This is a genomic window from Pseudochelatococcus contaminans, from assembly GCF_014195635.1.
In the GTDB taxonomy this organism is placed as follows: domain Bacteria; phylum Pseudomonadota; class Alphaproteobacteria; order Rhizobiales; family Beijerinckiaceae; genus Pseudochelatococcus; species Pseudochelatococcus contaminans.
The window spans coordinates 471,386-493,500 of record NZ_JACICC010000002.1 but is presented as its reverse complement, the minus strand read 5'-3'; the positions used below and the strand labels follow the sequence as shown (position 1 = coordinate 493,500).

The following is a 22,115-nucleotide window of genomic DNA, read 5'->3' as shown; positions in this document are numbered from 1 at the left end:
GCGTGGGTGCGTCTTGACCTTTTCCGGGCCGCGTGATCTCTTCCCGCGTGCACGCGACGGGCGTGCATCGGACAGAGGAACGGGATGCCGCCGGAACGCGAGACATCACCTGCGCCGGATACGCGGCTCATCGTCGTTCGCTACATCATCGTGCTGTGCATCATTCTGATCGCCGGGGGATTCCCCATCATTTCGGTCATGGTGTCGTCCTGGATTGCGGATAATGCCGGATGCGTCCTGCACGAAGGCTCGAAAAACCCGTGCATCGTCTTCGGACACGATATTGGCAGATTGCTCTATACGATGTTTGTGATGGGCTGGCTGGGCCTTGCCACCCTTCCCATCGGAGCGCTGGCGCTTGCCGGTTGGTGCCTTGTCGTGCTGGCGCATGTCGTCCGTGCGCTGTGGCGGCGTCGCAAATGACGCAATGCCGGATTGCGATGCGCGACGTGGAAATCACACGGATTTATGGGTAAATGGCTGTAGGGGCATTTCACCGCCGTTGACGCGGCGGCATGTCCGCTTTTGGAAAAACAGCCATAGGAAGCATCATGGTGGGGGAAGCGCTGGCGCGCAGAAACACGATCGTACTCGCGCTCGCGCAGTCGCTTGGGGCGGCTGGCCCGCCGATCATCATTTCGCTCGGTGGCATCGTGGGGCAGATGCTGTCGCCCGATCCAACGCTGGCGACGTTGCCTGTCAGCCTTTACAGTCTCGGCGTGGCGGCGGGCACGATACCGGCAGCGCTGATCATGCGCCGGTTCGGACGCCGCAGCGGCTATCTTCTGGGCGCGGCCATCGGCGCGTTCTCGGGGCTGGTGGCGACGTTCGGAATCGTGTCGTCGGCCTTCGCCATCTTCTGCCTCGGCACCTTCATGGCCGGCTTCTACGGTTCCTACGTCCAGAGCTATCGTTTCGCCGCCGCCGATGGCCTGACCGGCGCGCTGAAATCACGCGCCATTTCATCGGTGATGATCGGCGGGCTTGCGGCGGCGGTTATCGGCTCGCAACTCGTCATCTGGACGCGGGACGCTTTTCCACAAGCGCCTTTCGCCGGTAGCTTCCTGAGCCAGGCGGCGCTGGCGCTGCTGGCGCTGCCGGTGCTTATGCAATTGCGCGCGCCGCCGGAGAACGCGCCGGGAGAGCGCCAGTCCGGCGGGCGTCCGCTGTTGCAGATACTGCGCATGCCGCGGCTGATCCTCGCCATTATTGCAGGGGTGGTGTCCTATGCGCTGATGAGTTTCGTCATGACGGCGGCCCCGATGGCCATGGTCGGCTGCGGTTTCACCGTGGGCGAAGCGGCGCTTGGCATCCAGTGGCATGTGCTGGCGATGTTCGCGCCCAGTTTCTTCACCGGCAGCCTGATGGCCCGCTTCGGTAAGGAACGGGTGACGGCGGTCGGCCTGCTGCTGATTGCAGCCTCGGGCGCCGTCGCGCTCATGGGGCTTGAGCTGGCGCACTTCTGGATATCGCTCATCCTGCTCGGCGTCGGGTGGAACTTCGGCTTCATCGGAGCGACAGCCATGGTGACGGATTGCCATACGCCGGAAGAGCGCGGCAAGGTGCAGGGCTTCAACGACTTTCTGGTGTTCGGCACCGTTGCCGCCGCATCCTTCTCCGCCGGCACATTGCTGACGGCCTCGGGTTGGGAGCTGATCAACTGGCTCATCTTCCCGGCCGTGGCCGTGGTGCTGGTACCGCTGCTGCTGAGCGCTGCCCGGCGCGATGCCGAAAATCGCGGCGCCGAAAACAGAGGAGCTTAAAATCCCTGCTGTTAAGAGGCCACTTCTGCCTGACCCCGTGCAACCCGCGCGGGGGATACGGGGTTGCCATTCCGGTAATGTCGTTGTCTGGAGGGTTTCATGACACGCAATGTTGGTGGTATTGATCGCACTCTGCGTATTATCCTGGGCGTGGCGCTGCTGTCGCTCCTGTTCATTCTGGACGGTAACGCGCGGTGGTGGGGGCTGATCGGGCTTGCGCCGCTCGTGAGTGGCTTGACAGGCAACTGCCAGCTATACTCGCTGTTGGGACTGTCGAGCTGCCCGATGAAGGGACAGCGTAACTGATCGAGAGCTGTTCTTGACCGAAAAGGTATCCGCCGTTTCCGGTGAGCTTCCCCCGGCCGTTCTGGACCTTCGCGCCAGCGTGGGAGATGCATCGCAATTTCTGAAGAAGCTGGCCAATCCGGACAGGCTGCTGGTGGTGTGCGCGCTGGTGGACAACGAACTGTCCGTGCGGCAGATCGAGGATCTGCTCGGCATCCGCCAGCCCGGCCTGTCGCAGCAACTGGCGGAACTGCGCACGGCGGGCCTGATCGAGGGGCGCAAGGAGGGGCGGGAGGTGTTCTACCGCCTTGCGGATGCGCGCGTGAGAACCATCGTCGAAACCCTGCACACGCTTTTCTGCTCGGGTGCGTCCGAGAATCGTGAGGGATCGCGCGAGCCATGACATGCGAGCGATGATAATGGACCGGACACCCGATCAACGCCCTACCAATTGAAAGCCGCCAGCGGGAATGCGCCTCCTTCACACTGCCGACTGGCATCTCAACCAAACCTTGAACGGCTGGTCACGGGATGCCGAACACGAGGTCTGGCTGGCCGCCCTTGCCGACGTGATCGCCGAGGAGGAGGTCGATGCGCTTCTGGTGGCGGGGGACGTGTTCGACATCATCAACCCGTCCGGCGAGGCGCAGCGGCTGTTCTATCGTGCGCTGCGGGCCTTCAGGGAGCGGCGGCCGGGGCTGGTCACCATCATCAGCGGCGGCAATCATGATCCGGCGGGCCGGCTTGAAGCGCCGGGGGCGGTGCTTGAGAGTCTCGATGTTCATGTCATCGCCACCGTCCGCCGGACCGCGAACGGGCTCGATGCACGCGCGCACATGGTCCCGCTGCCCGCATCGGGCGGAGAGATCGGCGCGTGGGTGTGTGCCATACCCTTCCTGCGCGCGGCGGATCTGCCGGGACTGACTTTCACCGCCGGCGAGGACCGAGGCTCGCCCATCGTGGCGGCCACACGGCGTTTCCATGCCGAAATGGCGCAAGCCGCGGCCAGCATCGCCGGTGATCTGCCGCTGATCGCCATGGGGCACCTGCATTGTCAGGGCGCAGCCGAGAGCGAAGGCGCGGAACGGCGCATCCTGATCGGCGGGGAACATGCCGTGCCCGAGGATGTCTTTCCCGATGCTTTCCATTACGTGGCGCTGGGTCACCTCCACCGCCCGCAAACGCTGGGCGGCGGGCGGATCCGTTACGCCGGTTCGTGCTTCCCGCTGTCCGCCGCCGAGATCGGTTACGAGCATGGCGTCACGATTGTCGATGTGGAGCCGGACGGCATCCGGCACAGGCATCGCGCCATTGCGTCGCCGGCGCGCGTGATCCGTTTTCCCGAAAACGACTTCACCGGCAACGGCGCCATGGCGCTTGTGGACTTTGAAAAGGCCCTCGTGGCGCTGGATGTCGATCCCGAAACACCGGCCGATCTGCGGCCCCTCGTGTACGTGACGCTTGAGGCCACGGGGCCGGCCGCCACCATTCTGGCCGATGCGGAACGTCTGCTCGCGCAGGCCCCTGTGCGCCCGGCGGGCATCCGCGTTCGCCGCGCGGCTGAGACGGGGGCGGGGCTGACGCTGCCGGTGGCCTCGCTCGCCGAAACGACACCGGAATCGCTGTTCCGTCAGGCTTATGTGGATGCGAACGGCGTTGCGCCCGACGATAGCCACATCGCTGCCTTCCGCGACGTCGCCGGAGAGTGCTGACATGCGGATTCTGGCCATCCGGGGGGCGAATCTCGCCAGCCTCGCCGATCCGTTTGCGATAGACCTTGCAGCCGAGCCGCTGGCCTCCGCTGGCCTCTTCGCCATCACGGGCGAGACCGGGGCGGGAAAGTCCACCATTCTCGACGCCATGTGCCTTGCGCTCTACGGCGACTGTCCGCGCCTGTCGCACGGCGGCATCAACGACGATGTTCCAGATGCGGCGGGCGATACCATCAAGGCGAAGGATGCGCGCGCCATCCTGCGCCGGGGGGCGGCGCAAGGCTTCGCGCAGGTGGATTTCATCGCCGCTGACGGAATAGCCTATCAGGCCACATGGGCGGCGCGCCGTGCCCGGGGCAGGGCCGATGGGCGGTTGCAGAACATCGAGCGTGCGCTCGTCCGCCTGTCCGACGGCAAGACGCTGGAAAGCCAGACATCCGCGGTCAACGCGCGCATCGTCGACATCACCGGGCTGACCTATGACGAGTTTCGCCGCACCGTCCTGCTGGCGCAGGGCGATTTCGACGCGTTCCTCGTTGCCGGCACGGGCGAGCGTGCCGCGCTGCTGGAAAAAGTCACCGGCACGCGGATCTACCGCGACATTTCCCGGCGCGTTTACGAACGTTACGGCGAGGCAAAGGCGGCGCTGAAGGCGCTTGAGGACAAGCGGTCAGGCGCCATGGCGCTTTCGGTGGAAGAGCGCACGGCGCTTGCCGACGAGCGGGCCGGTCTCGTTGCGGCAATCGGGCAGGTGGCTGAAGTGCTGGCGGCGCTATCGGCAAAAATCGCCGTGCATGAAAAAATCTCCGCTGCCCGCAAGCGCGTCGAAGACGCCACGCAGGTCGCTGTTTTGGCGCAGGAAGCGGTTGCGGCAGCGGCTGCGGATCGGGAAAAACTGACGCTTCTGGATGCGGCGCTGGCGCTGGCGGGTATCCATGATCGCGTGGTGCGCGCCGACAAGGCAGTTGCCGATCTGGTAACGGCGGAAAACGAAACCATCGCGCGTCAGGATACGCTGGCTGCTGCCGTGCAGGAGGCCGATGCGGCATGGCAGAAAGCCAGTACTGGGCTGGAAGAGGCCGAGCGCAGTTTCAAGGCGCTGGGACCGCAGTGGACGCTGGCCGCCGACCTCGACAGCCGCATCCGCACGGCGGAGGCCGAGAGCGACCGCGCCGGGACTGCTTTGCAAGACGCCGAGCGCGCGGTGACGGTGCGGCGCGATGCACTGGAAGGATTGGTCCGCGGGCGGGACGAACATGCCGCCGCCCGTGACGCGGCTGAAGCGGATCTTGCAGAGAAACCGCAGGTGCAGCGCGTGTCGGACGCGTGGGACACGGTGGTGTCGCTCATCGAAGAGCGGACCGGCGTTGTCGGTGCAATCACGGATGCGGCTCGCGCGGCTGAAACCGCCCGCACCGCCGCTGCCGAGGCGCAGGAACGTATCACGCAGCACGACATCGCCAACCGGACCGACCGAGACGTCATTCAAGCGCTGGAACAGGCCATCGCGAGTGCCGGCACGCGGCTGGCTGACATCGGCAAGGCCGATCCCGCGCGGCGGATGACGCGGCTCATAGAGGGCGATGCCGCTGTCAAGGATATGATCCGTGCCGCGCAGGAATACGCTGCCGCCGTGACAACGCATGAGAAAGCCTGGCAGGACAGTGTTGCGGCAGAGGAGGCTCTTGCCGCAGCCGAGGCTTCGGGTATCGACGCGCGCGCACGGATCGCCCGGGCGGCCGCCGTGGTGGAGGCCCTTGCCGCGCCGGTGGACAGGGCGGAAGCTGCGGCATCGGAGGCGGCGGAGCATCTGCGGCAGCATCTGGTGGACGGCGAGCCTTGCCCGGTCTGCGGCGCGACGCAGCATCCCGTGTCCGCCGATGCGGCGCTGGCCGCTATCGCCGCCGACATGCGCGCGCAGTTGGAGGCAGCCCGAACGGAACTGGCAGCGGCCACACGGGCCGAGACCGAGGCCGGGCGCAAGGCTGACACGGCGCGAATGACACGGGACGCCGCAGCGCAAAGCCGGGAAACGGCGGAAAAAATGATTGCGGCGGCGCAGGCCGCTTTTGCCGAAGCCCGCCATGCGGCGTTAACCACGGGGCTTGAGCGGCTGCCGCAGGAACCGGCCGATGCCGTGGCGACACTGGTTGATCTGCGAAGCCGCATCGAAGGCCGCCGCATCGATATCGCCGCGCTTGTCGATGAGGAAGACGGCTTGCGCCGGGAGGTCGAGGCCAATCGGCTGCTCGTGGCCGAAAGGCGCAAAGCCATCGAAGGGCGTGAGGCTGATCGCATCGCCGATGAAGCCAGCCGGACCGACAGCCAGACCGCGCTTGGCCTTGCCGATCAGACTGCCGAGCAGGCTGGCCAGCGGCTTGCGGCCATCGACCGGCAATTGACGCCCATCTTTGAAGGCGTCGGGCTGACGCCAGCGGCTTTTGACCATGCCTCAAAAGATCGGCTGGACGATCTCGAACGGCTTGTTATCTGGTTCCGGGAGCGGTTGGCGGCGCGGGACAACGCACGCGATGCCGTTGTGGCAGCCGAGCCGGATATCCGCGCTGCGCGGACGGACCATGACAATGCCATCGCCCACGCGCATGCGGCGGCGGCAACGCGCGATGCACGCCGGCATGAACTATCGGCTTTGCAGGAGGAACGCGGCCAGCTGCTTGATGGTGAAAGCACGGAGGAGCACCGCAGCCGGCACAATCTGTGGCGCATCGAGGCCGGAAAGGCGCGGGACGAGGCCTGGGAGAATCTGTCCAGCCTTAAAAGCGAGCAGCGCGGTGTCGAGGAACGGTTGGCGGGCGTCCGCGAAAGTCTCGTGACGGCCCGCGCGGAAAGCAGCGCTGCTGCTGCCAATCTCGATGCAGGGCTTGCGGCGGCAGCTTTGCAGCGCGATGCACTTGAGGCCTTGCTGGCGGAGGGCAAGACAGCGGCGGAGCGGCTGCGCGCACGTCTCAAGACCGTCGATGACGATCTCGTTCGTGCCCGCACGACGCTCGGCGCGCGTTCGGATGACTGGCAGGCGCTGGTGGATGCCGGTGTTCCGAAGGAGCCGGAGGCGGATCTGCGTGCTGCCTCTCTGGAATGCGAAGCCGAGCGATCGCAGAAGCAGGAGCGCGCTGGTGCGATTCAGGGGCGGCTGGCGGCGGATGACGCCGTGCGCCTGCAATTGAGTGATCTCGACCACCGGATTGGCGAGGCAAAGACGGTGTGCGATGTGTGGGCGGCTGTGAACGACGCTATCGGCAGCGCGCGCGGCGACAAGTTTGCCCAGATCGCTCAGGGCGTTACGCTGCTGATGCTGGTGGAGCGCGCCAACCAGCACCTTGCCGATCTCAAGCCGCGTTATCGGCTGGCGCGGGGCGGGGCGGATCTCGCGCTTCATATCGTGGACCGGGATATGGGCGATGAAGTGCGCTCCACCCGCTCACTGTCCGGCGGCGAGCGCTTTCTCGTATCGCTGTCGCTCGCGCTGGCGCTGTCGCGCATGGGCGCGCGTGGCGGGCTGGCTGCGACGCTGTTCATCGACGAGGGCTTCGGATCTCTGGATGCGGAGAGCCTCGACGTGGCCATTGATGCTCTGGAAGCGCTTCAGGCGCAGGGACGGACAATCGGTGTCATCTCGCATGTCGATGCGATGAAAGATCGGATCCCGGTGCAGATAAAAGTGATGCGCTCCGGTGTCGGGGCAAGTGAAATCAAGCTGCAGGCACCGTAAAACTTATCCGAAATGTCCGAATCGGGTATTTCGAAGCTGATGTCTGTCGATTTTCCTGTTTAAATCAGGTAAAATAGAGAAATGCAGCTATGAAATATAAGTTTCACTGCTGAACCAGCGATCAATTCCAAGCAGCAAACCATAAGGAAATGAATGCCATGCCCGGCGTCACCAGAGGTTTGGCTCCGTTCGTCGGTGTCTCGTTCATTTACCTGCTGATCATGGCCGCCACCACGGTGCCGACGCCGCTTTATCCTTTCTATCAGCAGCGCATGCACTTTTCCCTTTTCATGGGCACGGTCATATTCGCCATTTACGTGGTCGGCGTGCTTGCGGGACTGCTGGGCTTCGGGCGCTGGTCGGATGCGTTAGGCCGGCGTCCGATGTTGGGTGCAGCCGTCGTCATGGGGCTGATTTCGACCGTCTGCATGCTGGCAAGCGATGTATTCCCGTCCTACGGCTTGCCGATCCTGCTGGTGGGGCGGCTGTTCGTCGGTCTGGCGGTGGGGTTGTTCGTCGGTGCGGCGACTGCTGCCCTCATCGAACTCGCGCCGCCGGCTATTGCCGATAAGGCTCCGTTTATCTCGACGGCGGTGAACGTGCTCGGGCTCGGCTCAGGGCCGCTGTTGGCCGGAGTGATGATGGAGACCGTGCCGCCGCCTCTCCGCTCGGTCTATTGGGTTTTGCTGGCGGGCCTCCTGATCGCGGCGCTTATCGTCTGGCGCATGCCGGAAACGGTGAGCGTGAAGCCGGGCGCGCGGCCGCAGGCGCAGAGCTTTTCCTTGCCGGCAGGCGTGAGCGGACCGTTCATTCAGGCGGCGGTGCCGGGCTTCGCCGGCTTTGCGGCGTTGGGCCTGTTCGGCGCGGTATCGCCGGATTTGATGCGGCAGATGGGCATTGCCGATGCAATAGAGCAGGGGCTTGTGATATTTGCGGTCTTCGCGGCTTCCTGCATCGCCCAGCTCGTCGTGAAGCCTTTGCCGCTGGCACGCACCATGGTTGCCGGCTGCGCCATCCTCACCCTCGGCGCGGCGGTGCTGCTGCTCTCGGTACTGTTCGAATCGTGGGTGCTGCTGCTTGCCGGCGGTGTCATCAGCGGGGCAGGGCAAGGTGCGACATTCGCCAAGGGGCTGGCCCATGTCAGCGGAGCAGTTGCCGATACGGAGCGGGCCGGCGTCACGTCGGTTCTGTTCGTATGCTTCTATCTTGGCCTGACAGTCCCGGCGGTTGGTGTCGGTGCGTTGGCGCTGGAATGGGGGCTGACCAACGCTGCCGCGGCATTCGCGGTGGTCATGATGGTGCTTGCCGCAGGCGCGTGGGCCATCAACAGGAGCAGTCTGGCGCCATCCACCAGATAACGCTTGCGGCAAGATGACGCTGCCACGATAAACGCCGTAACGGATATTGCACCCGGTGGCTATTGTATGTCGCCGGAGGCAACGCTATTCGCATACGATTAGTAACTTTGCGATCAGCGTCACGTCACGGTCGGGAAGCGCCATTAACATGCCGGGTTGGTGTCAGGAGAGGTTTCGCCGCATGGGCGAACAGGAGTGCTGCGACAAGCGCGGCATCGCCGACTCTTGCCCGGCGGATGTGGGCGCGGTGCCCGCTTGCGTTCACGGTTGAGGTGGCCATGCGGGCGGTTCTTTTCATCGCCGGCTGGAGTTTCGTGGTGTTGGGATTCATCGGCGCTTTTCTGCCGGTTTTGCCGACCACGCCTTTTTTGATTCTTGCCGCCGCATGCTTTGCCCGCTCATCGCCGCGCTTCGAGAAATGGCTGCTCGATCATCCGCGCTTCGGGCCTGTCCTGCGGGAATGGCGGGAGAAGGGTGCGATTCCGCTCAAAGCGAAATACATGGCGCTCGCGGGGTCGAGCCTCGGCTTCCTGGTGTTCATGATGACCAGCGATCCGGGACCGCTGACCATCGCGGCGGTGGCCGCCCTGATGCTGGGCGGCATCCTCTTCGTCTTCACGCGCCCAACGGCTTGATGCCTGCGGGGTGGTTGCGCCGCTCGTCGGCGATGTCATAGCCCATTTGCCAGAAGTCCGCTTCCAGACGCGATGCGGCGGCGAAAATAGCCGTGAGGCCGTCGAACCGCTTCTCGGTCAGGGAGAGTTCCGCCAGCCGATCGAGATGGGCAATGGATGCCTGCGCCGCCTCCTGAAAACCGTCACTGGCGTATTCGCTGATCCATTCGCGATAAGGGTGATCCGGGTTCGCCAGCAATGCCGGCTCAAGACGCTTGCCGATTTCCGCATAACCGATCACGCATGGCGCCAGCGCCACGTGCAGGTCCAGAAGATCGCCGGATGCGCCGCAATCCAGCACATAGCGCGTGTAGGCCACTGTTGCGCGGTGCTCGGGCGCCGCTTCAAGATCGGCAGGTGAAAGCCCCCAGCGCTCGCACAACCGCACATGCAGGTTCATTTCGTTCATGATGACGTTGAGAGACGTCTGTGCGATGCGCATGTCATCGAGCGTCCGGCTCTTGTAGATTGCCAGCGCGTTGGCGCGCGCGAACTGGATGAGGAACAGGTAATCCTGCACCAGATAACTTTGGAAAACCGCTTCCGGCAGCGTGCCGTCCTCCATCTGCCGGATGAAGGCATGATCGACATATGAGTTCCAGTCGTCGAGGGCAGCGGCCTTCAGGCGGGCAAAAACGGACATGTCAGCACTCCTTCAGAAATTGGCCACGCATAATGCCGATGGCCTGCTGGGCCACCTCAATGACATCGCGGCTGAGGGGAAGATCGGGATGAACGAGGTTGTCGGTTGCGAACCAGGCGGCTTCCAGTGCGTCATCCGCCGCCACCGGCTCGCCGGAGATAAGGCGGCAAAGAACGGCCACAAGAATGAAATGCCGGCTAATATCGCCATTCGCACTGCAATCGAAGGCATCAAGGGCAGTGAATGGATGCAGCGCCTCGCCATGCACGCCGGTTTCTTCCAGCAGCTCGCGTATGGCAGCATTGGCGATGGTTTCGCCGGGCTCGATCTTGCCGCCGGGAAAGCCCCACAGGCCGGCATCGGGAGGATTGGCCCGCCGCACGAGCAGCGTTCTGCCTTCATGCAGAACCACTGCGATCACCGCGGCGATAGGGCCACGAGGACGAGCGTTCGAAAGGGGCGGGGAAGTGTCGGTCAACGCAACCTCGGCCTGAAATAATCCGGCAGGGATATCCGGGGCAGCTCACAGTGAAGTCTTATGTGCGCGATCTTCATAGCACGAAAATGCAGGCGGTACAGGGAATTCCGGCAATGTCGGCTTGGCAGCAGATATCCGCCCGGCAAAAAACCGGCGGGAAGGCCCGCCGGTTCATGGTGTTGCAATCCGATAAGTCTCGGAGTGGTCCGGGCGTGTTATTGCGCCGGCTTATCGTCCAGTTTTGACGCGCGTCCACAGCCGGGTGACGGTGCGCTGGGCGCGGTCGTCGTAGGCGGTGTTGGTGAACAGGCGCTTCATCGTCTCGTCATCGGGGTAGATGCCGGGGTTGTCGCGGATTTCCGGGTCGACGAGCGGGCGTGCCGCCACGTTGCCGCTGGCGTAGGCGACGAAATCGGCGTTGCGTGCGGCGATCTCCGGGCGGTTCAGGAAGTCGAGGAACTGGCGGGCTTCCTCGGGATGCGGCGCATCGGCGGGCATGGCGAGGTTGTCGAACCAGACCATCGCGCCTTCCTTGGGGATGAGGTACTCGATCTCGACATTGTTGCCGGCATCCTTCGCGCGCGACGCGGCCTGAAGGATATCGCCCGAGTAGCCCACGGCCACGCAGATGTCACCGTTAGCCAGCGCATTGATGTATTCCGACGAGTGGAACTTCTGCACGAATGTCCGCACCTTGGACATGGCGTCGGCAGCCTTCTGCAAGTCCTTCGTGTCCTTGGAGTCCGGATCGAGGCCGAGATAGTTGAGGACGGTGGGGAACATGTCCTCCGGCGAATCCAGCACGTAGATGCCGCAGCCCTTCAGCTTCTGCGCGATCTCGGGATTGAAGACGAGATCCCACGTGTTGAGTTCCGCATCCGGCCCCAGCTGCTCGCGCACCTTGGCGGTGTTGATGCCAAGGCCGGTCGTGCCCCACATATAGTTGATGGCGAACTTGTTGCCGGGGTCGAACACGGCCAGGCGCTCGGCGATCTCGGGCCACAGGTTCTTGGCGTTGGGGATCTTCTCCAGCTCGATGGGCTGGAACACATCCGCCTTGATCAGCCGCTGCAGGAATGGGCCGGACGGCCCGACGAGGTCATAGCCGGATTTGCCGGTCAGCAGCTTGGTCTCGACGATCTCGTTGTTGTCATAGGTGTCGTAAACCACCTTGATGCCGGTTTCCTTGGTGAAGTCATTGAGCACGCTCGGGTCGATGAAGTCCGACCAGTTGTAAACGTTCACCGTCTTCTGCTGGGCGGCGGCGGGCGTTGCGAGCATCAGCAGCGCAAGCGATGCGCCCGTGGCGATCCGGCTCGCGGCCGTGGCATCGAAGAGGTTGGCGATGGTGCGGATCATGTCCGGCTTTCTCCCGTCATGCGAAAGGCGCAGCCTCGATAATCTGGCATCGAAGCTGCTGGAAACGTCCCGGCTACCTTACCTGCCCAATTTGGCAGTGATGTAAAAACGCCGGAAGCAAACGATAACGCTGAGCGAATTTTGACGCGCCCGATACCCGTATGCGCTCATCAGCTTGCCTGCGGAAAACGGCTCCGGGGCGCTCTGTTATGCGTTCGGTCCGGCGGTGCTGGTGACCTCGCCCACCGGGGGCAGGCCGCTCTCCTCGCGAATGCGCTGGTGGCGGGTTTCCATTTCCTTGCGCAGTGCCCGCCTTGCCAGCGCGGCTTCGAAGCGTTGGCGCTCCACCTCCGTCCGGGGCGCATAAGGCGGCACGCGAACGGATTTGCCGTGTTCGTCAACGGCTACCATGGTGAAGTAGCAGCTGTTGGTGTGGCGCATCAGCTGCTCGCGCATGTTCTCCGTCACCACCTTCACACCGATTTCCATGGAGGTATGCCCGGTATAGTTCACGGATGCATAGAAGGTGACAAGCTCACCCACATGGATGGGCTGGCGAAATATCACCTGATCCACGGAGAGGGTGACGACATAGCTACCCGCATAGCGGCTGGCGCACGCAAAGGCGACCTGATCGAGATATTTCAGGATGTGGCCGCCGTGGACATTGCCCGAGAAGTTTGCCATGTCGGGTGTCATGAGGATACTCATGGAAAGCTGGTGCCGGGCCGTATGCATGAAAAATCCCCTGCCGCCGTTCCGCCGGTCGGCTTGAACATGATCTGGAGCGCGACCGTTTTAGGGCTCACGCGATTTCGTTTTCCGCGAAATGCAGAAAGAGTCTAGTCGGGAATATTTCCCCTGTCTATTCATGCAAAATAATCCGGAAAGCGATATGACAGAAAGGTCCAACCCTCCCGCCGATGCAGACGGAGCCTGCGCATGCCGACCCGCAACGCCCTGATCGGACATGCCGCTTTTGTCCTGCGTTGTTCCCTCGCCGCCATGGCATCTTACGAACTGGCGTTGATGGTTGGGCTGCATCATCCAGTGTGGGCGTCGGTGTCTGCGGTGATTGTATCGCAGGCCAGCCTCAATGAAACGCAGAACGCGGTTCTGTGGCGGCTGGCGGGAACGATGACGGGCATCGTGGTCGCCGTGGCAGTCGGTACTGCGCTGGCGGCGCTGTCTGTCGATATCGCGGTGCAGATTGGATGCGGCGTCGCACTGTGCGCGGCAGGTGTACGGCGCTGGCCGGACCTGAAGGTGGCTATGTGGACGGTTCCCATCGTTTACCTGTCTGACAACCAGCATATGCCGATTGCCGAAGCAGGCTTCTGGCGCGGGGTGGAAGTGGGGCTGGGCGGCCTCGTCGGCGCGGCGTTGCACTGGCTGGCAGAAGCTGTCGCCAGCCGTCTTCATCTGCCCGTGGGCTGGCGTGGGCGGAGGCATCACCACCGCCACGAGACTGTCAAGGAAGCGAGACATTCAGATCCCTGACAGTCTCGCTGTTCAGATATTCTGCTATCTGCAAATTGTTAGCCGGCGATCCCAGATAGCGTGCCTGCCGCGCCCAGTAGCAACACGACGCCCCAGGAGGGCGTTTTCCAGATGGTCAGAAGCAGGAAGCCGGCAAGCGCCAGCACGAAATCCGGCTTCGAGGTGACGGCGCTGGTCCAGACGGGATCGTAAAGGGCCGCTGCAAGGATGCCGACGACTGCCGCGTTTGCGCCGCGCATCGCCGATTGCGCGGCCGGGTGCTGGCAGAAGCCGTCCCAGAACGGCAGCATGCCGTAAACCAGCAGCAGGCCCGGCAGGAAGATGGCAACCAGCGCGATTGCGGCTCCGGCAGCGCCCCCGATTGCCGGTTCCGCTACCGCGCCGAGGTAGGCGGCGAACGTAAAGAGCGGGCCGGGCACGGCCTGCGCCAGACCATAGCCGGCGAGGAACGTGCTTTCGTCCACCCAGCCGGTTGAAACAGTTTCGGCTTCGAGCAGCGGCAACACCACATGGCCGCCGCCAAACACCAATGCGCCAGAGCGATAGAAGGCATCGAACAGCGCCACAGCTCCGTTGTCAGTTGCCGCGACGATGACGGGCGGCAGCGCCAGCAGCACCGCGAACAGCAGCAGCGCCACAACGCCCGCGCGCCGCGATACCGGAAAATGCAGGTGTCCGGCGGGCGCGGCTTGCGCGCTGCGGCAGAGCCAAAGGCCGGCGAATGCCCCCAGCACGATAGCCCCAAGCTGGCCGGCAGCCCCTGCGACGAGGGTGGCCAGCGCGACAGCGGCAAGCGCGATGCCGGCGCGTTCCCGATCCGGCGTAAGGCTTTTCGCCATGCCCCAAACCGCCTGTGCGACGATTGCGACGGCGACGAGTTTCAGCCCGTGGACGAAGCCGGCCGCCAACGGCCCGGTGAAGGATGCCGCAGCCAGTGCGAAGCCGAACAACACGATGGCGGACGGCAAGGTAAATCCGGCCCATGCCGCAAGACCGCCGAGCAATCCGCCGCCGCGCAACACGCCCAGCGCGAACCCGAGCTGGCTCGATGCAGGCCCGGGGAGAAACTGGCACAGCGCCATGAGATCGGCATAGCCATTGTCGCCAATCCAGCGTCGGCGCAGCACTAGCTCATCGCGAAAATAACCCAGATGCGCGACCGGCCCGCCGAAAGACGTCAGGCCAAGCCGCAGGAAAGCGATGAACACTTCCGCCGGGCTGCCGCCATTCTCCCGCACGATGTCTCGGCTCTGTTTCACGATCAGCCCCGCTTGAGTGTCGATATCTTGCCGCCCTGAAAGCCTTGCCACTCTATAATACGAGACGAATCGAATGATATTGGAATCATACTAAAAATAGCGCTTGAGAGTGGCGCGGCGGGGAGGCATCGGCATGACGGAACTGTTTCTGCTCGTCGCGGGCTTTCTTGGCGGCGCGGTCAACGCGCTTGCCGGTGGCGGATCGTTCATTCTGCTGCCGGCGCTCATCGTGGCGGGGGTGCCGCCTGTGCTCGCCAACGCATCGAATACCTATGCGGCCATGCCTGGCTATGTCAGCGGCGCGGTCGGGTTCTGGCCCTCGATCCGGCGCTATCGCCACCAGTTGCTCGGATGGTCTGTCGTGGCGGTGGTGTTCGGCTATCTGGGCGCGGAATTGCTGCTGGTGGTGTCGGATAAGACGTTTGCCGCCATAGTGCCGTGGCTGATGCTGGTGGCCGTGCTGCTGTTCGTCTTCGGCGGGCGCATTGGCCCGTGGTTACGCTCGCTGTCCGGCGAGCGTCGGGGTGCGCGGCGGGCCGGGGCGGTGGCGCTGTGGGTTTTCCTTGCCGCGATCTGTGCCTATGGAGGCTTCTTCAACGCCGGCCTCGGCATCCTGCTGCTGGCGTTTTTCTCCACCGCCGGCTTGACCGATATCCACGCCATGAACGGGCTGAAGCTGTGGATTTCGGCGCTGGTCGCGCTCGTTGCCGTGGTGCGGTTCGCGTGGAGCGGCGCGATTGACTGGTATAACGGCAGCATCGCGCTGCTTGGCGTTACCGTCGGCGGCTATGTGGCGGCGCGCTACGCTTTTCTCATTCCCGCCAAGGCGCTGCGCATCGCCATCATCATCTACGGCGTGCTCATGACCGGCTGGTTCTTCTGGCAAATGCCTTAGAGGGCATTTTTCACTGGCGCGATTTTTCATGAGCGCGATGTCAGAAATCGCGCCGGACATAGGCGCTCCATGCTGCGTCGGAGGGGAACTCCCACGGCGGGGTGACATTGTCGCGCAGGCGGCGGGTGTGGCGTAACTCTTCTGCCGGAAGGCTGGCGTCCACAAGGCCAACCTGCTGGAACAGGCTCAGGGAATAACCCGGCACCCAGCGGCGGATGTCATACCACGGTACGGACAGAAAACTTTCCGGCGCGAGATTCGTCAGCGTGGTCATGCAGCTTTCCCATAACGTCGAATAGAAGCGCGGGCGCTCGTTCACCGAGTTCGCGAATGCCAGAATGCGCTCGAAGTAGGTGCGCACGGCCTCGCGGCTGGCAGTGACAGGGTAGATCTGAAGCTCGTCGGGCGGCGTGCGGGCCAGCCGCTGCCAGAACAGATCCCGCTCCGTGCCGAGTTCGGGATAGGTTTCCTCATGCCGGAACAGGCCGGCGAGGGGATCGAAGCGCCCGCCCTTGACCCGCCGGGCCTCGATGGACACCACGACATGGCGGCCATCCGAGAACCCGAACGACAGCATGACATGCGCCAGCGCCTTCACGCCGCCGAAGGGCTGGATGATGATGTCCGCGCCTTCAAGCTGCGACAGGTTGAAGGTTTCCTCGGTCCAGCGCACTTCGGGCTGCTCGCCCGAGCGGTGGATAGCGTCCCGGAAGTTGACAATGGTGACATCGTCGCCATTGATGATGGCGAAGGGGCGTTTCTCCTGAAGCGCAATCCAGTCGCGCTCGATTGGCACTTTCGCGTCATAGGCGATGAAGAAAGCCGCGATCAGCGCCAGCGCCACGATGCGGCGCCCCCACAACCTGTGGCCAGGCACGAACCACAAGCCAAGCACGACAACGGGAAAAGCCCAGCTTCCGGTGGTGCGCACCCAGTCCGGCCAGCCGAGCCAATAATGGATCGCCATTCCGCCAAACAAGGCGATGCCCACCACGGCGATGGCCAGCACGATAAGCGCGAGCCTTGCGAAGAATCCGGTCGTGCTTCGTATCATGGGCATCATTATCCTTGCGCCGCGAAAGCAAGAGGGTGCAGCGTGATATAGAGCATTTCGGCATTTCGTTGAAACGCCAAAATGCTCTATCTTCTTGGTTTGACGCGTTTTCTTCAAGCAAAGCGGTATCCACTTTGCTTGAAAACGCTTTAGCCCATTTCACGGAATCTGCCGTGACACTTCGGCGTGCAAAAGGCCGTGAGTGCTCAGCCGGCGGGCCGCTGGAATATGCGCCGATCAGATAAAGGAATCCAATGGGCGCGGGCTGTTCCGCATGGGCAGCTCAGAAGTGGTCTTCCTCGAACTCCGCGCAGGAATAGCCAAGCAGCGACAACCCCTCTTCCAGAAAATCGCCCAGCAGCGGGGTGCCGAGCAGATATTCGGCAGTGCGGCGATTGTGGGCGCGGGCGGCGTCGGCGCGCACGGTCGGCCAATCTTCGGCGGTGTAGTCTTCACGGCCAAGCCACGTCAGCGCGACGAGGTCGACCTGCTCGTCGACAGACAGCGCACGGATGAGCGAGGTCAGTTCCTCCTCGACCGGATCGTCGCTGTGGTCTTCCAGAACGGAGATATCGCCGTCATCGGAAGGGTTCGATCCCGAATCGGGGTCTGTCACGCCGTCCTTCACGTCGAACTCACGTGCCTTGAAGATGATGAAGCAGACTTTCTCGGGAGAAATCGTCAGCACGCTTGCATCGTCGTTTTCGGCGCTTTCGGTCTGGGGCGATCTGGCCTGCATGAAACATTCCCTTCTTCAGCATTGAGCCGTCTGCGCATCATATCATGCGGGGATCGGGCTTCTACATTTTACTGTAACCTGCGGTCCACACGGCGGAAACGCAAGCTGCGCGGCACTGGCAATGCGCCGTTTTCACGTAACGAGAATGGCGCGGATATCGTTCACGTTGGTCAGTGTCGGCCCGGTGACAACGAGGTCGCCGATGGCGTTGAATGCGGTGTAACTGTCGTGCCCTGCGAGCAAGGCACGTGGATCGACGCCGGCGGCGCGCATCCGCGTGAGAGTATCGGGTGTGACAATCGCCCCGGCGGCATCGCTGTCGCCATCGATGCCGTCGCTGTCACCGGCGATGGCCCAGATGCCGGCCCGTTCCTTGAGCGCGATGGCAAGGCCCAGCAGGAATTCCGTATTACGCCCACCGTGCCCCGCCGCGCCGGAGCCGATGGACACAGTGCTTTCACCCCCCGACAACAGCACGGCGGGCGCTGCGACGGGCAGGCCGTGAAGCTGCGTTGAAGCAGCGATGCCGGCCATGATGCAGCCCATCTCGCGCGATTCGCCTTCCAGCGCGTCGCCAAGCACCAGCGGCGTGAAACCCTGACGGCGCGCGGCTGCCGCGGCTGCTTCAAGCGCCAGTTTGGGCGCGGCGACGATGCGCACGTCCGCGCGCACATGGCTGAGGTCGGAGTTGTTGTCGTCGCCGTCGATCACCGCGCGGGCAGCGGGCGGCAGGTCGATGCCGTAGCGGGCGATGATCTCGCGCGCATCCGCCGATGATGTCTCGTGCGGAACCGTGGGGCCGGAGGCGATCTCACACGGATCGTCGCCCGGCACATCCGAAATGACGAGCGTAACGATCCGCGCCGGATGAGCTGCCAGCGCCAGCTGCCCGCCCTTGATTCGGGACAGGCGCTTGCGCACGGTGTTGATCTCGGCAATGGTTGCGCCGCTGGCGAGCAATGCACGGTTGACGGCCTGCTTGTCAGTGATGGTCATCGCGCCCGCCGGCGCTGCCATGAGCGCCGAGCCGCCGCCCGAAATCAGCGCCACCACGAGGTCATCCGGGCCAAGGCCCTGCACGGCGGCGAGGATCTTTTCCGCTGCCGCCACGCTGCGCTCATCCGGCACGGGATGAGACGCCTCCACGATGGCGATGCGCCCGGCGGGAACCGCATGACCGTCACGCGTCACCACCACCCCGGAAAGGTCGGCACCCGGCCATGCGGTGTCGAGGGCTGCGGCCATCGCCGCCGACGCCTTGCCCGCGCCGACCACGACAACCCGCCCGCGCGGCTGCTCCGGCAGATGCTGCAGCACGGCTTTTGCCGGGTCGGCGCTGGCGATGGCGGCATCGAAAATGCTGCGCAGGGCCTTGCGTGCGTCGTGGTCATCAATGGGCATGGACGGTGTATCCTTCCTGCGAGGGCTGTGTGCAGCCTTTTGATTTTATGTTTTGTCCTTACGCGAAAAGGCGTCTGTTTTGCACGGACAATCGGTTCCGGTAACGGATCAGGGATCGGAAAATTGGGCTGGCTCAATGAATCGCCCGCCGTTTGCGCGTAAATATCCCGGATAGGCTTTGACGGGTGAGGAGGGGCGAATCCATCCTGCCCGAAACGGTTTCGTTCATCCGGGGGCTTTGCGACTTCCGGCGCATTCAGGGTGATGATGACATGACGACGCGGCTGCTGGAGAAATATGGCGCGGCCCGTCTGCCGCGATACACCAGCTATCCCACCGCGCCGTTGTTCTCTCCCGCCGTCGATGCGCGCGATTATGCCGGATGGCTGGCGGCGCTGACGCCCGATACGCGCGCCGCGCTTTATCTGCATGTGCCCTTCTGCCGCGAGATGTGCTGGTATTGCGGCTGCCACACCAGCATCACACGCCGCGACGAGCCGGTGGAGGCGTATCTTGCCGCCATGATGCAGGAGGTTGCCTGTGTCGCAGGCTTTGCCGGCGACAATGCCATCGTCGACGATGTGCATTTTGGCGGCGGCACCCCCACCATCATGCGGCCCGAGGCGTTTCTGAACGTCATGCAGGCGTTGCGCCGGCACTTCCGCCTGCATGACGATACCACCATCGCGGTGGAGATCGACCCGCGCACGCTGACCCGCGATATGGTGTTCGCGCTGGCGGAAGGCGGCGTGCGCCGCGCCAGTCTGGGCGTGCAGAGTTTCGATCCGCATGTGCAGCAGGCCATCAACCGCGTCCAAAGCGCCGCGCGCACGGCGGACGCCATCGGCGATCTTCGCCGGGCGGGCATTCAAAGTATCAATGTCGACCTGATCTATGGCCTGCCGCATCAGACCGAGCGTTCCTGCGTCGATACTGCCCGCGATGCCATCGCCATGCGCCCGGACAGGTTTGCCGTATTCGGCTACGCGCACGTGCCATCCTTCAAGCGGCATCAGCGGCTGATCGACGAGAGCATCCTGCCCGGCGCACGGGAGCGCGATGCACAGGCAGAGGCCATCGCGCAGACCCTGATCGACGCCGGTTACCTGCGCATCGGGCTGGATCATTATGCGCTGCCGGAGGATTCGCTGGCGCAGGCGCAGGCTTCCGGGCGGTTACGGCGCAACTTTCAGGGCTACACGACGGATGCCAGCGAGGCGCTGATTGGCCTTGGCGCGTCCGCCATCGGGCAGATGCCGCAAGGCTTCATCCAGAACGAGGTTTCCACGCACGCCTATCAACGGCGCATCCATGCGGGCGATCTCGCCACCGTGAAAGGCTATGTCCTGACCGCAGAGGATCGGTTGCGGGCCTTGGTGATCGAACGGCTGATGTGCGATTTCCGCGTTGACCTCGCTGAGGCCGGGCGTCTGCATGGCATGGATGCGGAGTTCCTGATCGCGCACAACGACAGGCTCGATGCGCTATGCGCTGACGGTGTGGTGACCATCGACGCTGGCGTTGTCAGCGTGCGCGGCGATCACCGCTTTTTGATCCGCAACGTCGCGGCCTGCTTCGACGCCTATCTGGGCGGCACGGCAAGAACTCACGGTCAAGCTGCTTAACGATTTGGCTGGATAGAGGAACTGGCACCGATCCGGCATCTCCTGTAGAGTCCAGGCGACGGGCCCGTTCCGCCGTTGCAGAATGGGCCGGAATTTCGAGCCAGAAACCGCGAACGGCAAAGCCACAATTGGCGAGATCGTTGGCCGGCTGACATCATTATTTCCGGAGGAAAACAGCATGGGCGTCGTATCGAACGGTCACAACCTCAAGTTCTTCATCGACGGAGCCTGGGTCGATCCGGTTGTGCCGCGCACGCTGGATGTCATAGACCCCGCGACGGAAGAACCGTTTGCCGCGATTGCCGTTGGCGCTGCGGCTGACGTCGATAAGGCGGTTGCGGCGGCAAAAGCCGCCTTCGCAACGTTCTCCACCACCTCGCGGGAGGAGCGGCTGGCGCTGCTGCGGCGTATCCTCGCCGCTTATAATGAGCGCGCCGAAGACCTCGCGCAGGCGGTGAGCCGCGAAATGGGCGCGCCGATTACGCTTGCGCGCAAGTCGCAGGTGGCGTCCGGGCAGGGGCATCTCGAAGCCACGATCGAAGCGCTGGAAAACTTCACATTCGAGGAACAGCGCGGCACGACGCGCATCCTGCGCGAGCCTATCGGCGTTGCCGGTCTCATCACGCCGTGGAACTGGCCACTGAACCAGATCGTGTGCAAGGTCGCGCCGGCCATCGCGGCGGGCTGCACCGTGGTTCTGAAGCCGTCCGAGGTTGCGCCTCTCAACGCGATCATCTTCGCAGAGGTGATCGAGGCCGCTGGTGTGCCCGCCGGCGTGTTCAATCTGGTCAACGGCACGGGTGAGGATGTCGGGCAGGTGATCTCCGGCCATCCGGATGTCGATTTCGTATCCTTCACCGGGTCGACGCGGGCGGGCGTCATCGTGGCGCGGACGGCGGCAGACACCGTCAAGCGGGTTGCGCAGGAACTGGGCGGAAAATCCGCCAATATCGTACTGCCCGACGCCGATTTCGAAGTCGCGATCAAAAAGGGTGTGCTGGGATGCTACGGCAACTCCGGCCAGTCCTGCAACGCGCCGACCCGTCTCCTGGTGCCGGCCGACCGGCATGAGGAAGCGCTGGAGATCGCTCGCAAGGTGGTTGAAAGCGTCACGGTGGGCGATCCGCGTGACGAAAACACCACCCACGGCCCGGTGGTCAGCGCGGTGCAGTTCGACAAGATCCAGAAACTCATCGAGGCCGGTATCAGTGAGGGCGCGACGCTCGTTGCCGGCGGTCCCGGCCGTCCGGAGGGGCTGTCGCGCGGGTATTACGTGCGCCCGACGGTGTTCGGCAACGTGACCAACGACATGGCCATCGCCCGCGAGGAAATCTTCGGGCCAGTGCTGACGATCCTGCCCTACAAGGACGAAGACGAGGCCATCCGCATCACCAACGATACCGTTTACGGGCTGGCGGGCTATGTCCAGTCGCAGGATATCGAGCATGCGCGGAAGGTTGCGCGGCGGATTCGTGCGGGGGCCATCTATCTGAACTATCCGGAGTGGGATACGCATGCACCCTTCGGCGGCTATAAGCAGTCCGGCAACGGCCGCGAGTATGCCGACTGGGGTATCCACGATTTTCTTGAAATCAAGGGTGTGCCCGGCTGGGGATGATGTCTGGCGGGCGCTTTCACTG

General features: G+C 63.7%; 21 protein-coding genes. 12 read left to right on the top strand and 9 right to left on the bottom strand.

The features are described from left to right. Window positions 1-84: 84 nt before the first annotated feature. The 7 genes from FHS81_RS06255 (at window position 85) to FHS81_RS06225 (ending at window position 8,848) form a co-directional block, all read left to right on the top strand. The gene (locus FHS81_RS06255) at window positions 85-423 is read left to right on the top strand and encodes a hypothetical protein (protein WP_210281564.1); all 339 of its coding nucleotides are present in this window, start codon (window positions 85-87) and stop codon (window positions 421-423) included. Window positions 424-551: 128 nt separating this feature from the next. Further along, complete coding sequence (locus FHS81_RS06250; protein ID WP_183751176.1) at window positions 552-1,763, top strand: MFS transporter; 1,212 nt, start codon at window positions 552-554, stop codon at window positions 1,761-1,763. Window positions 1,764-1,862: 99 nt separating this feature from the next. Beyond that, window positions 1,863-2,069 (top strand): YgaP family membrane protein, encoded by a 207-nt coding sequence (locus FHS81_RS06245; RefSeq protein WP_183751175.1) that lies wholly within the window; start codon window positions 1,863-1,865, stop codon window positions 2,067-2,069. A gap of 13 nt (window positions 2,070-2,082) precedes the next feature. Next, window positions 2,083-2,451 carry an ArsR/SmtB family transcription factor gene (locus FHS81_RS06240; RefSeq protein WP_246374784.1) on the top strand — a complete coding sequence of 123 codons (369 nt, stop codon included), beginning with the start codon at window positions 2,083-2,085 and terminating at the stop codon, window positions 2,449-2,451. Between the two features lie 67 nt (window positions 2,452-2,518). Further along, window positions 2,519-3,760 carry an exonuclease SbcCD subunit D gene (locus tag FHS81_RS06235; RefSeq protein WP_183751174.1) on the top strand — a complete coding sequence of 414 codons (1,242 nt, stop codon included), beginning with the start codon at window positions 2,519-2,521 and terminating at the stop codon, window positions 3,758-3,760. Between the two features lies 1 nt (window position 3,761). Beyond that, complete coding sequence (locus tag FHS81_RS06230; RefSeq protein WP_183751173.1) at window positions 3,762-7,490, top strand: AAA family ATPase; 3,729 nt, start codon at window positions 3,762-3,764, stop codon at window positions 7,488-7,490. Window positions 7,491-7,648: 158 nt separating this feature from the next. Further along, entirely contained in the window at window positions 7,649-8,848 is a 1,200-nt protein-coding gene (locus tag FHS81_RS06225; RefSeq protein ID WP_183751172.1) for an MFS transporter, read from the top strand. A 124-nt stretch (window positions 8,849-8,972) separates the two neighbouring features. Here the strand turns inward: FHS81_RS06225 and FHS81_RS06220 are convergent, their stop codons facing one another. Continuing rightward, entirely contained in the window at window positions 8,973-9,128 is a 156-nt protein-coding gene (locus FHS81_RS06220; RefSeq protein ID WP_183751171.1) for a hypothetical protein, read from the bottom strand. On the opposite strand from FHS81_RS06220, the gene FHS81_RS06215 reads away from it, so the two are divergent. After that, window positions 9,127-9,483: a YbaN family protein gene (locus FHS81_RS06215; RefSeq protein WP_183751170.1), complete on the top strand. Its 357-nt coding sequence runs from the start codon at window positions 9,127-9,129 to the stop codon at window positions 9,481-9,483. The two genes, FHS81_RS06220 and FHS81_RS06215, sit on opposite strands and share 2 nt — an antisense overlap. Here FHS81_RS06215 and tenA read toward each other — a convergent pair. The 4 genes from tenA to FHS81_RS06195 form a co-directional block, all read right to left on the bottom strand. Then, window positions 9,464-10,165 (bottom strand): thiaminase II, encoded by a 702-nt coding sequence (tenA, locus tag FHS81_RS06210; protein ID WP_183751169.1) that lies wholly within the window; start codon window positions 10,163-10,165, stop codon window positions 9,464-9,466. The two genes, FHS81_RS06215 and tenA, sit on opposite strands and share 20 nt — an antisense overlap. A 1-nt stretch (window position 10,166) precedes the next feature. After that, window positions 10,167-10,643, bottom strand: coding sequence for an NUDIX hydrolase (locus tag FHS81_RS06205; RefSeq protein WP_183751168.1), 477 nt, complete (start codon window positions 10,641-10,643; stop codon window positions 10,167-10,169). Window positions 10,644-10,871: 228 nt separating this feature from the next. Further along, window positions 10,872-12,002 carry a polyamine ABC transporter substrate-binding protein gene (locus FHS81_RS06200; protein ID WP_183751167.1) on the bottom strand — a complete coding sequence of 377 codons (1,131 nt, stop codon included), beginning with the start codon at window positions 12,000-12,002 and terminating at the stop codon, window positions 10,872-10,874. Between the two features lie 207 nt (window positions 12,003-12,209). Then, the gene (locus tag FHS81_RS06195) at window positions 12,210-12,740 is read right to left on the bottom strand and encodes an acyl-CoA thioesterase (RefSeq protein WP_183751166.1); all 531 of its coding nucleotides are present in this window, start codon (window positions 12,738-12,740) and stop codon (window positions 12,210-12,212) included. 204 nt (window positions 12,741-12,944) lie between these two features. Here FHS81_RS06195 and FHS81_RS06190 point away from each other — a divergent pair, with 204 nt between their 5' ends. Further along, window positions 12,945-13,502: an FUSC family protein gene (locus FHS81_RS06190; protein WP_183751165.1), complete on the top strand. Its 558-nt coding sequence runs from the start codon at window positions 12,945-12,947 to the stop codon at window positions 13,500-13,502. A 38-nt stretch (window positions 13,503-13,540) separates the two neighbouring features. On the opposite strand, the gene chrA is transcribed toward FHS81_RS06190, so the two are convergent. Next, window positions 13,541-14,761, bottom strand: coding sequence for a chromate efflux transporter (gene chrA, locus FHS81_RS06185; protein ID WP_428982433.1), 1,221 nt, complete (start codon window positions 14,759-14,761; stop codon window positions 13,541-13,543). Window positions 14,762-14,894: 133 nt separating this feature from the next. Between chrA and FHS81_RS06180 the strand changes: the two genes are divergently transcribed. Next, window positions 14,895-15,656, top strand: coding sequence for a sulfite exporter TauE/SafE family protein (locus FHS81_RS06180; protein ID WP_183751164.1), 762 nt, complete (start codon window positions 14,895-14,897; stop codon window positions 15,654-15,656). Between the two features lie 40 nt (window positions 15,657-15,696). Here the strand turns inward: FHS81_RS06180 and FHS81_RS06175 are convergent, their stop codons facing one another. The 3 genes from FHS81_RS06175 to FHS81_RS06165 form a co-directional block, all read right to left on the bottom strand. Continuing rightward, window positions 15,697-16,710, bottom strand: coding sequence for a lipoprotein N-acyltransferase Lnb domain-containing protein (locus tag FHS81_RS06175; protein ID WP_183751163.1), 1,014 nt, complete (start codon window positions 16,708-16,710; stop codon window positions 15,697-15,699). A 283-nt stretch (window positions 16,711-16,993) separates the two neighbouring features. Then, a complete protein-coding gene (locus FHS81_RS06170; RefSeq protein ID WP_183751162.1) occupies window positions 16,994-17,449 on the bottom strand; it encodes a DUF3775 domain-containing protein in 456 nt (151 codons plus the stop codon). 132 nt (window positions 17,450-17,581) lie between these two features. Next, on the bottom strand, window positions 17,582-18,850 hold the full coding sequence (locus tag FHS81_RS06165; RefSeq protein WP_183751161.1) for a glycerate kinase type-2 family protein: 1,269 nt from the start codon (window positions 18,848-18,850) through the stop codon (window positions 17,582-17,584). A 272-nt stretch (window positions 18,851-19,122) separates the two neighbouring features. Here FHS81_RS06165 and hemN point away from each other — a divergent pair, with 272 nt between their 5' ends. Together hemN and FHS81_RS06155 are read left to right on the top strand one after the other, a co-directional pair. Then, the gene (gene hemN / locus FHS81_RS06160) at window positions 19,123-20,475 is read left to right on the top strand and encodes an oxygen-independent coproporphyrinogen III oxidase (protein WP_183751300.1); all 1,353 of its coding nucleotides are present in this window, start codon (window positions 19,123-19,125) and stop codon (window positions 20,473-20,475) included. 178 nt (window positions 20,476-20,653) lie between these two features. Then, window positions 20,654-22,093 (top strand): aldehyde dehydrogenase family protein, encoded by a 1,440-nt coding sequence (locus FHS81_RS06155; protein ID WP_183751160.1) that lies wholly within the window; start codon window positions 20,654-20,656, stop codon window positions 22,091-22,093. Window positions 22,094-22,115: the final 22 nt, after the last annotated feature.

Excerpts from the sequence above, each read along its gene's own strand:
- hemN (WP_183751300.1), top strand. The coding sequence starts at position 19,123 with ATGACGACGCGGCTGCTGGAGAAATATGGCGCGGCCCGTCTGCCGCGA.
- FHS81_RS06190 (WP_183751165.1), top strand. The coding sequence starts at position 12,945 with ATGCCGACCCGCAACGCCCTGATCGGACATGCCGCTTTTGTCCTGCGT.
- FHS81_RS06220 (WP_183751171.1), bottom strand. The coding sequence starts at position 9,128 with ATGGCCACCTCAACCGTGAACGCAAGCGGGCACCGCGCCCACATCCGC.
- FHS81_RS06255 (WP_210281564.1), top strand. The coding sequence starts at position 85 with ATGCCGCCGGAACGCGAGACATCACCTGCGCCGGATACGCGGCTCATC.
- tenA (WP_183751169.1), bottom strand. The coding sequence starts at position 10,165 with ATGTCCGTTTTTGCCCGCCTGAAGGCCGCTGCCCTCGACGACTGGAAC.
- FHS81_RS06230 (WP_183751173.1), top strand. The coding sequence starts at position 3,762 with ATGCGGATTCTGGCCATCCGGGGGGCGAATCTCGCCAGCCTCGCCGAT.
- FHS81_RS06200 (WP_183751167.1), bottom strand. The coding sequence starts at position 12,002 with ATGATCCGCACCATCGCCAACCTCTTCGATGCCACGGCCGCGAGCCGG.
- FHS81_RS06235 (WP_183751174.1), top strand. The coding sequence starts at position 2,519 with ATGCGCCTCCTTCACACTGCCGACTGGCATCTCAACCAAACCTTGAAC.
- FHS81_RS06245 (WP_183751175.1), top strand. The coding sequence starts at position 1,863 with ATGACACGCAATGTTGGTGGTATTGATCGCACTCTGCGTATTATCCTG.
- FHS81_RS06195 (WP_183751166.1), bottom strand. The coding sequence starts at position 12,740 with ATGCATACGGCCCGGCACCAGCTTTCCATGAGTATCCTCATGACACCC.
- FHS81_RS06225 (WP_183751172.1), top strand. The coding sequence starts at position 7,649 with ATGCCCGGCGTCACCAGAGGTTTGGCTCCGTTCGTCGGTGTCTCGTTC.
- FHS81_RS06215 (WP_183751170.1), top strand. The coding sequence starts at position 9,127 with ATGCGGGCGGTTCTTTTCATCGCCGGCTGGAGTTTCGTGGTGTTGGGA.
- FHS81_RS06175 (WP_183751163.1), bottom strand. The coding sequence starts at position 16,710 with ATGATACGAAGCACGACCGGATTCTTCGCAAGGCTCGCGCTTATCGTG.
- FHS81_RS06170 (WP_183751162.1), bottom strand. The coding sequence starts at position 17,449 with ATGCAGGCCAGATCGCCCCAGACCGAAAGCGCCGAAAACGACGATGCA.
- FHS81_RS06165 (WP_183751161.1), bottom strand. The coding sequence starts at position 18,850 with ATGCCCATTGATGACCACGACGCACGCAAGGCCCTGCGCAGCATTTTC.
- FHS81_RS06250 (WP_183751176.1), top strand. The coding sequence starts at position 552 with ATGGTGGGGGAAGCGCTGGCGCGCAGAAACACGATCGTACTCGCGCTC.
- FHS81_RS06155 (WP_183751160.1), top strand. The coding sequence starts at position 20,654 with ATGGGCGTCGTATCGAACGGTCACAACCTCAAGTTCTTCATCGACGGA.
- FHS81_RS06180 (WP_183751164.1), top strand. The coding sequence starts at position 14,895 with ATGACGGAACTGTTTCTGCTCGTCGCGGGCTTTCTTGGCGGCGCGGTC.